The organism is Mucilaginibacter sp. (assembly GCF_028288105.1).
Lineage (GTDB): Bacteria > Bacteroidota > Bacteroidia > Sphingobacteriales > Sphingobacteriaceae > Mucilaginibacter.
Map to the genome: position 1 here is coordinate 22,303 of NZ_JAQBOI010000253.1, position 12,201 is coordinate 34,503.

Here is a 12,201-nt window from a genome sequence, read left to right on the forward strand (position 1 = left end):
TATTAACTAAACCTTATAGCGATGAAGAAAAAAACCATTCTAATTATTACAGCGCTGTTATTTATTTTCAGCGTTAATTATTCTGTAGCTTCCGTAGATTTTAAAGGAAAGCAAAAAGATGTTACTTTCCAAAATGCCCAAAAAGAATCGGCTGTATCTTTAGGATCTTATACATATGGCGGAGTAGACTACTATTTTGAGGGAGACGATTTTGGGAACGTGAGCGGTGTTTATTATCTAAATAATGGAGTACCTCGTTATTTAAAGCATTTTAGTGGCACATGGAGCGCTCCCGTAAACGGAGGGGTGGCATTTGTTACTGCTACGGTATATTATGCTAGTGGTATGTATTTCGATGTTTCAGAAGATCTGTTTTAAAAAAAAGTCTTCCAATAAAGCTTTTTAGCCGCTACTCTAATGAAAAAGGCCGGTCAATTAACTTGACCGGCCTTTTGTATCTCAGATTCAGCTTTCGCTTATTTCTTGTTGTAGTATTTAAAATCTTTACCGATGAAACGTGCAGCAGCACCCAGTTCCTCTTCGATACGTAACAACTGGTTGTATTTAGCTATCCTGTCAGAACGTGATGCAGAACCGGTTTTGATCTGTCCGCAATTTAATGCAACAGCAAGGTCGGCAATGGTAACATCTTCAGTTTCGCCGCTGCGGTGGCTCATTACAGATGTGTAGCCATTGGTTTGTGCTAAACTAACCGCGTTAATAGTTTCAGTTAACGAACCTATCTGGTTTACTTTTACAAGTATAGAGTTGGCAGTATCGTTATCAATACCTTGTTGTAAACGTTTAACGTTGGTTACAAACAAATCATCACCCACTAATTGTACTTTATCACCAATCTTTTCGGTTAATAATTTCCAGCCAGCCCAATCATCCTCAGCCATACCATCTTCAATAGAAATGATAGGGTATTTGGCAGCTAATTCGGCAAGGTAATCTGCCTGTTCAGCGCTGGTACGGATAGCCCCTTTATCGCCTTCAAATTTTGTATAGTCGTATTTACCGTCTTTGTAAAACTCAGAAGCGGCACAGTCAAACGCAAGGCAGATATCTACACCTGGTTTGTAACCTGCTTTTTCAATAGCTTTTAAAATGGTTTCAACACCATCTTCGGTACCTTCAAAGGTTGGTGCAAAACCACCTTCATCACCAACTGCAGTAGAAAGGCCCCTGTCATGTAATATTTTCTTAAGGTTATGGAATACTTCTGTTCCCCAACGCAATGCTTCAGAGAAAGATGACGCGCCAACCGGCATGATCATAAACTCCTGGAACGCGATAGGCGCGTCAGAGTGAGAACCACCGTTAACGATATTCATCATTGGGATGGGCAGGATGTTAGCGTTAACACCACCAATATAGCGGTATAAAGGCTGGCGGCTTTCTTGTGCTGCAGCTTTAGCAACCGCTAAAGAAACACCTAAGATAGCGTTAGCACCCAAATTTCCTTTATTTTCTGTTCCATCAAGCGCGATCATGATAGCGTCGATAGCGTTTTGCTCAAATACATCAACACCCTTTAATTCGGCAGCAATTTTTTCGTTTACATTGGCAACGGCTTTTAAAACGCCTTTACCCATGTATACAGCTTTATCATCGTCGCGAAGCTCAACAGCTTCATGCACACCGGTAGAAGCACCAGAAGGTACTGCAGCACGGCCAAGCACACCATTTTCTGTAATTACGTCTACTTCAATTGTAGGATTGCCACGCGAATCAAGTATCTGGCGCGCATGAACATCAATTATTAAACTCATAGTTTATTTGTCGAATTTTGAGTGATATACTATACTAATTTGGTCGGCTAAGTTAAGCGCAAATTCAACAAATCGCAATTGAAATTTTGTATTTGTAATGATTATTAATCATTTGTGGTTGGCAGATGCTCACGCTCCACAGCATTTTTGCGGTTTATACGATACATTAGCGTCAACATCATATTGTTTTTGGCACTGCTGGTGGTTGCAGTATAGTTACGCTGATTTATCCAGCCTGCCTGTACTATCCATTTTTTATCAAACTGGTAACCTAATGATGCCGATATTCGGTTACGTTCAAAGTTGGGTGCTTTATTGTTAAAAAACACCTCATCAAAAATTGACAGGAACCAGGTTTTAGCTACAATTTTTTTATTGTTAAGCGGTACAAACATATTTAGCCTGTAACGAAAGCGGTTGCGGTAGTCGCCGTTTACCCAACGTTGCTCCACACGGTAACGGTGCTCAAACTTTAGCGGAGTAAGCAACTGGTTAATGGTCATTTGCTCCCATACACGAAATTCGTTGGTAAGCGGGCCTTTGTCTACGTCAAGATAATCATAAGTATGATAGGTACCGGTCCCCAACAAGGCAACAAAGTTTTTATCAATATCATAGCTTACACCGGCTTTAGCTTCATAGTATTGAAACTGACTGAAACCTGCACCATTTGTGCGTGCCTGGAACTCGGTATAACCGCCCCATTTGTGTGCAGTATCGCCCGGCATAACAATGGTGACAATTCCCCAGGTACCGGTTTTTGAATCTTGTGCATTAACTTTTGATGAACATATTGTTAACACAATAATTAATAAGGTTAAGTAAGTAATATTCTTTAACATTTGATTAATATTATTTTAATGCAAATGTATTTCCTGATTGTTACCTGCGTGTTAACTATACAAGTGTTAATGTTATTAATATGTTAAGGATTGGCGTTTATGTTAATTTAATGTTAACCGCCTCAAACAAAAAAAGACGCGAAGTATCGCGTCTCTACCTATCTTTTGTCTTCTTTCTTGACTCTAAAAATCTTGCATCTCTTCTTCCTCTACTCCCATTTAAACGTTTTCACGGCAACCGCATAGACCCCTATTCCCCATAGCAGCAGTATAAATAGCTGATGCGTAACATCGCCCAGGCCAGCACCTTCGAAGGCTACCTTGCGCATGGCATTGTTTAAGTGTGTTAATGGCAATACGTTACTTACATGCTGCAACCAGGTTGGGAAAGCCGTTACCGAGAAAAAGGTCCCCGACAGTAAAAACTGCGGCAGCGTAATAATATTTGATAACGGCGGCACCGTACTTTCGTTTTTGGCGATGCCTGATATGGTAAAGCCAAAACCCATAAATATGATAAGCCCTATTGTACAAAGCACCAGCATATTCAGCACCGTGACCACACCGTGTATTAATGTAAAGCCAAACGCGTAATGCCCAATCATAATAATAAACAGCGCACCCAGTAACGAAAACACAATACGGGCAAGGGTTTCGCCCAAAACTATACTGTACCTTTTAACCGGGGTGGCAAAAAAGCGTTTAATAACCAGCGTTAACCTCAAGCTAATAAAAACGAATGCTGTTCCAAATACCCCACTGCTTAACAGCGAAAAACCCAACTGGCCCGGCAATATAAAATCGATGTACTTGTACTCTCGCCCGGTAACAACGGTTTCTTTAAGATTGACAGCATCTGGTATTTTAATGCCCGAATAAGCTTTTATCCTGCTTAGCTGTTCTGATTGTAAACGGTAGAATATATTATTCAGGGCCGATTTTAATACCGCTCCCTTATCGCCCGATGCATGGCTGTATTGTACGCTCATATCTATCGGCTTCATTGGCACAAAAGGTTTAAGATCGATAATAGCATCTATACTTCCTTTTGCCAGATTCTTGTTCATCTCATCGACAGATTGATCTTTAATGAGGTGTACAATAGTATTTTTCTGTAAGGCCTTGTAAACCGGATTTAGCGTGTCACATCCTTTGGTTACACCTACATCTATCGACATGCCCCCACCGCCAATATTGGCAAACACTACAATAAATATCAATGGGAACGCCAAACTAAACACCACCGCCGAGGGGCTTCGTAAAATAGAACGGAAACTGGCTTTTGCAATAGCCAGGGTGGCACGGGTATTACTATATTTTTGGTTCATTAGTTCAATTGTTCATTAGTTTATTGGTGCTTTCAAAAGCTGCAAACTGCCTACCGGCAACTGCAAACTCTTTCTAACTCTCCCTCCACTCCTTACCGGTAAGGTTAATAAATACGTCTTCCAGATTGGCTCCTTTTGTTTCCTTTTCGCGTTCAAAACCTGTGGCTACCAGCTGATCAATAAAATGATCGGGAGTATCAATACCGATAATATGGCCACCGTCAACAAAGGCTACACGGTCGCATAATACTTCGGCTTCGTCCATATAGTGGGTGGTGATAACTACCGTGGTGCCTGCATCGCGTATCTCGCGGATCAAATCCCAAAGGTTACGGCGGGCTTGCGGGTCAAGGCCGGTTGTAGGCTCGTCCAGGAAAATTATACGGGGGTTATTTATTAAAGTAGTAGCAATAGAGAAGCGCTGCTTTTGCCCGCCCGATAGATCTTTGTATTTTGCTTTAGCTTTATCAGTTAAGGCTACCTTTTCCAGCATCTCCATTGGGGTTTTATTAACCCCGTATAAGCCGCAAAACAGCACGATCAATTCCGATAGGTTAAGGTTAGGATAATATCCTGCTGCCTGTAGTTGCACACCAATACGTTTTTTTATACTGTCGGCATCGGTTTCTATATCAAAGCCATCAACCATAATTTCGCCCGATGTTTTTTCGCGCAGCGTTTCTATAACTTCCAGCGTAGTAGTTTTACCCGCCCCATTCGGGCCAAGCAGCCCGAAGATCTCGCCCTCGTAAACTTCAAAACTAATGCCTTTTACAGCCTCAAAATCGCCATAGTTTTTAACCAGATTTTTTACCGTAATAATAGGTTGGTTTGCCATAATGTAAATATGCGGTGTATTTGTTTAATTATCACATAGCCAAGGTTAAAATCAGATTAAAATTCAATTAGATTTTCGCCCGCAACAAGGCTTGTATGACCAGTTAATTTTAAAAAATTAAATGGCCCAACAAGCTGATAGCAATAATGACTTTTGTTACGAAGGCAACAATAGCGGTAAGTACAGGTAGTGTGAGTAAAGTTGTCATGATGTTTAGTTTTAACACCACAAAAATGTACCTAAACCGGGCTTTTTAACAGGGTTTTTAGGTGAATGGATGCAAATTGTCGGTAAATGTATTCTTCTAAGGAATGAGTATCGGCATTTTGCAGGCTGCGTTTTTACCGGTTATTCGGGATCAACGTTAATACCAATTTGCTTAAGCAGCAACGATGCGTTGAAGGTTTTGCACTCGCCATGTTTTATTTTATAGTCGAACAGCATTTCGCCGTTTTGCACCTGTATATCAAAATAGTAATTGCGTACGTAGTTAGGGTATTTATCTTCTAAACGGGCAATCTGCAGATCGTGTGTGGCTACCATTCCTACGCCTTTTTTACTGATGAGTTGTTCAATAACCGCTTTACTGCCCAAGTATTTATCCATGGAGTTGGTTCCGCGCAGCATCTCGTCAATCAAAAAGAAAACACGGTGCTCATGTTCAACAGCAGCCAGCAGCATTTGCAGGCGGTCAAGTTCGGCCTTAAAGGTTGATGTGCTTTCGTTCAGCGAATCTTTTATCCGCATGTAACTTACTATCGTGATAACCGAAACCTCCATACTTGTCGCACATACCGGCGCCCCGCTTAAAGCCAGCACGGTGTTAATGCCGATGGTACGCAGAAAAGTACTTTTACCGGCCATGTTGCTTCCGGTTATAATGTCAATGTTATAAGCATCTTTCAGGTCGTAATCGTTATCAACCCTTTTATCGCTGCGGATAAGCGGGTGGGCGATATTTTTGGCCAAAACAGTATAACCTTCGGTATCTGCAATAACAGGATAAACCCATTCCGGATAGTTTATGGCAGGTACAGAAATGCTTATCAACGCTTCAAACTCGGCAATTACATCAAAGGCTTCTTCCAGGTTTTCGCAGTTGTTACGCTTCCAGTTCTCAATGGCTATGATCTGCCTGATATCCCACAGTAAAAACACATTGAGAATAACGCCTACAATCACATTAAGGTGGTAGTTAAGCTTATTGATCAGTTCGGATAGTTCTTTTATCTTTTCGGATGTTTTATCGTCCTTTAATTTTTGGGCCAGGTTATTGGTATAGGCAGCGCCCCACTCCTGCGTTTCTATCTTGTTGAAAACACCGGCATAGTTGCCCAGCATCTTCCCAATTTTATCGGCTATCATATCGGCCTTTTTAATATAGGTGGCTTTAGAAAATACAATGCCCATATTTAACAGCCCAATAAACGTAGCCAGGCTTTTAACCGGCGGGTAAAAATATGCGGCAACAATAACCGCAACTAATATATAAGGCGCAACTTTAGCGTATTTACCCAACCACTTTTCGCCGCTTAAGTTCAGTGGCAGGTGCAGGTATTTAAACAAATTATTAAGGCGGCTAACATCGCCATCATTACAAAATAAAAGTAAAGTTTGTAATTCCTTTTTCCATTCGTTTTTAACGGCCAGTTCTTTTATAGCTTCCTGTCGTAATAAAATTGTTGGCTTATCTGATGGCGCATTTAACCAGGCTGCCAGCTTATTGCTCCCTGTTGATGTTGCCGCGCGGTTGATCAATTGAAACAATGAAGCGTTACCGAATATATCCAGATCAGAACTATAAAAATGTTTCTCGTTGCTATATTGCTGCCCGTTACTGTACAAGTTTGTATTGCTTTGAAGGCTGTTAATCTCGTTAAGGTTTATCTTTTCCAGATCCAGGTAATAATCGCGTTGGCGTTCGTACTTGCCCTGGCGGGATACCAGCCATGCAAACCCGGCCAACAAGGCCACAAAAGCAATGGCCATAATGGTAAAATTATCCTGCACAATGGTAAGGTATACCGAGAAGATCATTAACCCGAAAATGCCCAGCCTTAACAGCGAATACGTGTTGGCCAGTTCTTTATATTTATTTGCCTCTTGCTTTGCCAGCGCGGCAGCCTCGGTATAGTTGTTTATTATGGCTTGTTCCACAGGTTTTAAAAGGTATTTTTGCAGCTTCAATGTTACAACAATAAGAGCACATTTCTACTTTAATAGTTACAAGCTTAAATGAAAATTACGTTTATTACCGTTGGCAAAACCGAGGATGCCTATTTAAAAGATGGCATTGAAAAATATGTAAAGCGCCTAAAGCATTATACCAAGCTGGAAATGGTAGATATCCCCGAGTTAAAAAACACCAAGGCCCTAACCGAAGATCAGCAAAAAGCCAAAGAAGCCGAGCTGATCCTGAAAAAAATAACGGTGCAGGACCACGTAATACTGCTCGACGAAAACGGCATGGAGTTTACCTCGGTACAGTTTGCCAACTACATCAATAAACGTTCGGTATCGTCATCAGCTAATCTCATTTTTATTGTTGGTGGCCCCTACGGGTTCGACCAATCTGTTTACCAGCGCGCCAACGATAAAATATCCCTAAGCCGTATGACCTTTTCGCACCAAATGGTCCGCCTGTTTTTTGTGGAGCAATTGTACCGGGCGTATAGCATTATTAAAGGCGAACCGTATCATCATCAATAGCCCAGATGTGCAGATTTTAGATGTGCGGATATGCAAATGAGGTGAAGTTGATTCGTTTCCAATAATGTAATTTATTTGCACATTTGCATATCTGCATATTTGCACATCGATTATCATGCACAGTCACGACCACTCCCATCATCACCACGATCATGCACCAAAGATCGACCACCTGAACAGCGCTTTTATATGGGGCATTGTATTAAACTCCGCTTTTGTTATTATTGAAGTGATAGCAGGGTTGATAAGTGGCTCTTTATCATTAATAACCGATGCCGGGCATAACCTGAGCGATGTTGCTTCTTTAGCGCTGGCATTGTTGGCCTTCAAACTGGCCAAGGCCAAATCAAATAAAGATTATACTTACGGCTATAAACGTTCAACCATTATCGTGTCGTTTTTTAACGCTATGATATTAATTGTAGCGGTTGGCTTTATTGTTTACGAGGCAATAATGCGCTTTATGCACCCCGAACCAATTGCCGGTAGTACGGTTGCCTGGGTGGCTTTTGCTGGTATAGCTGTAAATGGCTTTACCGCATGGCTTTTTGTTAAAGATAAAGACACCGACCTTAACGTAAAAGGGGCCTACTTACACATGGCGGTTGATGCCATTGTATCGCTGGGCGTGGTAATATCCGGAATCATCATTTACTTTACGCACTATGTTTGGATAGATAGCGTGGTAAGTATCATCATAGGTATAGTGATATTAACCGGCACCTGGAACCTGCTTAAAGATAGCCTGCGACTGGAGATGGACGGCGTTCCAAAAGAGATGGACCTTAAAAAGATAAAAGCCGAACTAATGAAAGCCGATGGTGTGGTAGATATTCACCACATGCACGTTTGGGCCCTAAGCACTACCGAGAATGCCCTTACCGCCCACCTTGTTGTTAAGCCCGAAAACATAGCCCAGTTTGATGATATTAAACACGATCTGCGGCATAGGCTGGAACATTTGTCCATCAGCCACAGCACTTTTGAGCCGGAGTTTAGCAATGAAAAATGTGAGCAGCCTGATTGTTAATACGATGAACAAGAAAAAAATAATAAGCCTCATTTTCATTTTAACATGCGTGCAATTAATCGCATACATTGTTTGGCCATCTTATATTCTATCCACTAAAAATTTAGAATTGGGGGCAGTAATCATTTGGGCTGTTTTTGGTATAGCAATCGTACTTACTTTGCTTTTTTTGGGTTTCTTAGCTTGGTATTCAAGACGTGAGGTCGATAAGCAAAATCTTACCCTTGTTATTTGTTTAAGTTTAATTCCAGTATTTTTCGTACTATCAAATTTAAATTTGATCAGTTAAATTAAATCCATTCGCCCATGAGCACAACAAACAGACGTAAATTTATAGCAACCGCTGCAACTGTTGCCGCAGGCACTATGGTTGCATCAGCAATGCCATCAATCGTAAAAACTACTACTATGATAAATAGATATCCAATTGTACACCATGCGCTTTTCTGGTTAAAAAACCCTGATTCGAAAGAAGACCGCGATAAACTGGTAGCCGGCGTAAAATCGCTTGGTAAAATAGAGACCGTAAAAGAACTGCACGTTGGCATAGTAGCCAGCACCGAAAAACGCGATGTAGTTGATAATAGCTGGGGAGTATCCGAAGTAATGTTCTTCGCGGATCTTGCCGGGCAAGCCGCCTATCAAACCCATCCTATCCACCAGGAGTTCATCAAAAACCATAGCCACCTTTGGGAAAAGGTTATAGTTTATGATGCGGTGGATGCTTGATTAAGTTATTCGTCATCCTGAACTTGTTTCAGGATCCCACAGTACAGGTTGACTACTTAGCGAGAGAGATGCCGAAACAAGTTCGGCATGACGGCCATTTTTGTAGTCTGACAAATCTTCAAAACAAACAAAGCCCCGATAGATAACCTACCGGGGCTTTTATATTATCAGTAAAATTGCTTACGCTTTTTTAGCAGGGGCCTTTTTAGCTTTGGCTTTTGGGGCTTCAGCAGCAGGGGCTTCTTCTTTTACAGGTTCGGCAGCAGGGGCTTCTTCAGCAACAGGGGCCGCTGGGGCTTCTTCGCTAAACAAAGGCATATCCTTCAGGATATGAAACCAGCTGATTATCTTTTTGATATCTGATGAATAAACCTTCTCCTCGTCGTGGTCGGCAGCAACAATGTAAAAAAACTCGCGGAGCTTTTTACCATCATCCTTAACAGCCGGTACGTTTGCAGCATCTTTCATGCGGCCAAATACATCGGTTAGTTTAATATCATCCTCAAGCCCGAAAATGGTTATCTCGTTCAAGGCCGCCAGTTTTGCGGTAGATAAATTTGCTATCAGCTTAGTTTTTTGCGCATCAAGGCTTTCTAAAACATAACCTGTTTTGTTTTGCGCAAGCGCTCTCCACAAACCCGGTTTGCCCGATACCGCAACAATTCCCTGTAAATTCATATATTATTCTTCTATTACTTCAATACTTAAAATCTTATCGCCCTGGCGTATCTCGTCAACAACGTCAACATTTTCAACAACCTTACCAAATACGGTATGGTTACGGTCTAAATGAGCGGTATTATCGCGGCTATGGCAGATAAAAAATTGTGAGCTACCTGTGTTACGGCCAGCATGCGCCATTGAAAGCACACCACGATCGTGGTATTGGTTTTCGCCTGTTAGTTCACAGTCAATACGTGTACCAGAACCACCTGCACCTGTACCTGTTGGGTCACCACCTTGTACCACAAAATTAGGGATAACACGGTGAAAAGTTACGTTATTGTAAAAACCTGTTTTAGCCAAGTTTAAAAAGTTAGCTACAGTATTAGGCGCATCTTTATCGTAAAATTGAACGGTCATGTCACCTTTTTCGGTTTTAATAATTGCTTTGCTCATTGTTTTATTTTTTAAACAGGTGGCAAAGGTAATAAATTGAGGTGAAAAGGGAAAGTGGTGATTAGAGATTGGTGGTTAGCGGTTTGTCACATTTATAATATACAAAGTGTGTATGATCCAACGTTTATCATTCTTTTCAAACTTTAGGGCGTTGCCTGCGGCCGGGCTGTACGCTCATACTGCGCAGGCCTTAACCACATTGCCGGTATCCGCTGCCATCCCTAACGCGGATTTATTAGATAGCTATTTACTACGGTATAATACCATTTCCAATTAATCGTTACATTTGGTAGCATCCAATGAATATTTTAAAACGACACCTTTTAGTTTTCACCTTTCTGCTTCTACCCCTCGCTATGCGGGCGGCCTCTATCCTTATCCCCATGGATGATGAGCAGAAAGATCATCTAAAATCGTACGGCATTGCTTTCTGGACGTTGAAGAACGGCGAAACGGTAGATTGGCTGCTCAACTACCGCGGCGGCAGCTTTATGATGAAGTATGATAAAAAACTGGAAGACGAGTGCAAGATCCGTGGTGTTAGCTACCAGGTTTTACCCGATGCCAAGGTAAACGAAATAATTAACGAGGTTAGCGACCCGTCTGTTAACATGGATATTGTTAAGCTGGAGAAAGCACCCAAAATGGCGGTGTATTCGCCCAAAAATAAACTACCCTGGGATGATGCCGTTACCCTTGTTTTAAAATATGCTGAGATCCCTTATGATGTTATTTACGATGAGGAAGTGATACGCGGCGATCTGCCAAAATACGACTGGCTACACATGCACCATGAGGATTTTACGGGGCAGTTCAGCAAATTTTACGTTTATCGTTATGCGCAATGGTATAACGATGATGTAAAAGGTCAGCAAGCTATGGCGACTAAACTGGGCTTTAAAAAAGTTTCGCAAATGAAACTGGCAGTGGTACAGCACATTCGCGATTTTTGCGCCGGTGGTGGCTTCCTGTTTGCCATGTGCAGCGGTACCGATACCTTCGATATTGCCCTGGCAGCTTCCAAGACTGATATTGTAGAAAGCATGTTTGATGGCGACCCTGCCGACCCGGATGCGCAATCAAAACTTGATTTTACACAAACTTTCGCTTTTCAGAATTTCACGCTCGATCAAAACCCAACGTCGCACCAGTTCAGCAATATCGATGTTACATCGATACGGCAGGTAGAACGCAGCCGCGATTTTTTCACCCTGTTTGATTTCTCGGCCAAATGGGATGTGGTGCCCAGTATGCTTACACAAGATCATGATAAGGTGATAAAAGGCTTTATGGGCCTTACAACCGCTTACAATAAAAGCAAACTTAAACCTGGCGTTACCATAATGGGCGAAATGAAAACCGCCAACGAAGCCCGCTACATACACGGCGAATTTGGCAAAGGCCAATGGACTTTCTATGGCGGCCACGACCCCGAAGATTATCAGCACGCCGTAGGCGACCCGCCAACTGATCTTAAGCTGCACCCAAATTCGGCAGGGTACCGGTTGATATTAAACAACGTACTGTTCCCGGCAGCTAAAAAGAAGAAACAGAAAACTTGATTTCAGTTTGCAGTTATGAGTGGGCAGTTTGCAGTGTTTAACTGCTAACTGAGAACCGCTTCTTGCAAACTGCTTACTGCCAACTTAATTATAGAACGTCCACGCTACACCAAACTTTAACATTTTATCCATTTGCGGGTAGCGGTTTACGGTGTAGAAACCATTGCTAAAAATACCCTGGTTTACATAATCATATTGGATAAAAAGGTTGGTACGCTGTAGGGTAGCTTTAAAAAATACTGTTGCTATAGGGTATGAAGTAAAGGTAA

14 protein-coding genes are annotated in these 12,201 nt (G+C 41.8%); 6 read left to right on the forward strand and 8 right to left on the reverse strand.

The annotated features are described in order from the left end of the window. Positions 1-21 precede the first annotated feature (21 nt). Positions 22-378: a hypothetical protein gene (locus JWQ85_RS17200; RefSeq protein ID WP_299470186.1), complete on the forward strand. Its 357-nt coding sequence runs from the start codon at positions 22-24 to the stop codon at positions 376-378. 98 nt (positions 379-476) lie between these two features. Here the strand turns inward: JWQ85_RS17200 and eno are convergent, their stop codons facing one another. From eno to JWQ85_RS17225, 5 genes are all read right to left on the reverse strand, one after another. Next, entirely contained in the window at positions 477-1,775 is a 1,299-nt protein-coding gene (gene eno, locus JWQ85_RS17205; RefSeq protein WP_299470188.1) for a phosphopyruvate hydratase, read from the reverse strand. A 104-nt stretch (positions 1,776-1,879) separates the two neighbouring features. After that, positions 1,880-2,617, reverse strand: coding sequence for a DUF2490 domain-containing protein (locus tag JWQ85_RS17210; protein WP_299470190.1), 738 nt, complete (start codon positions 2,615-2,617; stop codon positions 1,880-1,882). A gap of 209 nt (positions 2,618-2,826) precedes the next feature. After that, positions 2,827-3,945, reverse strand: coding sequence for an ABC transporter permease (locus tag JWQ85_RS17215; protein WP_299470192.1), 1,119 nt, complete (start codon positions 3,943-3,945; stop codon positions 2,827-2,829). 73 nt (positions 3,946-4,018) lie between these two features. Beyond that, on the reverse strand, positions 4,019-4,783 hold the full coding sequence (locus JWQ85_RS17220) for an ABC transporter ATP-binding protein (RefSeq protein WP_299470194.1): 765 nt from the start codon (positions 4,781-4,783) through the stop codon (positions 4,019-4,021). 348 nt (positions 4,784-5,131) lie between these two features. Next, on the reverse strand, positions 5,132-6,940 hold the full coding sequence (locus JWQ85_RS17225; protein ID WP_299470196.1) for a DNA mismatch repair protein MutS: 1,809 nt from the start codon (positions 6,938-6,940) through the stop codon (positions 5,132-5,134). 78 nt (positions 6,941-7,018) lie between these two features. On the opposite strand from JWQ85_RS17225, the gene rlmH reads away from it, so the two are divergent. The 3 genes from rlmH (at position 7,019) to JWQ85_RS17240 (ending at position 9,251) form a co-directional block, all read left to right on the forward strand. Then, positions 7,019-7,492 (forward strand): 23S rRNA (pseudouridine(1915)-N(3))-methyltransferase RlmH, encoded by a 474-nt coding sequence (gene rlmH / locus JWQ85_RS17230; protein ID WP_299470197.1) that lies wholly within the window; start codon positions 7,019-7,021, stop codon positions 7,490-7,492. Between the two features lie 115 nt (positions 7,493-7,607). Next, a complete protein-coding gene (locus JWQ85_RS17235; RefSeq protein ID WP_299470199.1) occupies positions 7,608-8,522 on the forward strand; it encodes a cation diffusion facilitator family transporter in 915 nt (304 codons plus the stop codon). A 306-nt stretch (positions 8,523-8,828) separates the two neighbouring features. Continuing rightward, complete coding sequence (locus JWQ85_RS17240) at positions 8,829-9,251, forward strand: Dabb family protein (protein ID WP_299470201.1); 423 nt, start codon at positions 8,829-8,831, stop codon at positions 9,249-9,251. Between the two features lie 180 nt (positions 9,252-9,431). On the opposite strand, the gene JWQ85_RS17245 is transcribed toward JWQ85_RS17240, so the two are convergent. Next, entirely contained in the window at positions 9,432-9,929 is a 498-nt protein-coding gene (locus tag JWQ85_RS17245; protein WP_299470203.1) for a DUF5606 domain-containing protein, read from the reverse strand. A gap of 3 nt (positions 9,930-9,932) precedes the next feature. Beyond that, positions 9,933-10,370, reverse strand: a complete 438-nt coding sequence (locus JWQ85_RS17250) for a peptidylprolyl isomerase (RefSeq protein ID WP_299470205.1) — start codon at positions 10,368-10,370, stop codon at positions 9,933-9,935. 112 nt (positions 10,371-10,482) lie between these two features. On the opposite strand from JWQ85_RS17250, the gene JWQ85_RS17255 reads away from it, so the two are divergent. Then, complete coding sequence (locus JWQ85_RS17255; RefSeq protein ID WP_299470207.1) at positions 10,483-10,647, forward strand: hypothetical protein; 165 nt, start codon at positions 10,483-10,485, stop codon at positions 10,645-10,647. A gap of 79 nt (positions 10,648-10,726) precedes the next feature. Then, complete coding sequence (locus tag JWQ85_RS17260; RefSeq protein ID WP_299470209.1) at positions 10,727-11,932, forward strand: asparagine synthetase B; 1,206 nt, start codon at positions 10,727-10,729, stop codon at positions 11,930-11,932. 84 nt (positions 11,933-12,016) lie between these two features. Here the strand turns inward: JWQ85_RS17260 and JWQ85_RS17265 are convergent. Further along, positions 12,017-12,201, reverse strand: a 185-nt coding sequence (locus JWQ85_RS17265; RefSeq protein ID WP_299470211.1) for a putative porin, incomplete at its 5' end; no start/stop codon positions are given.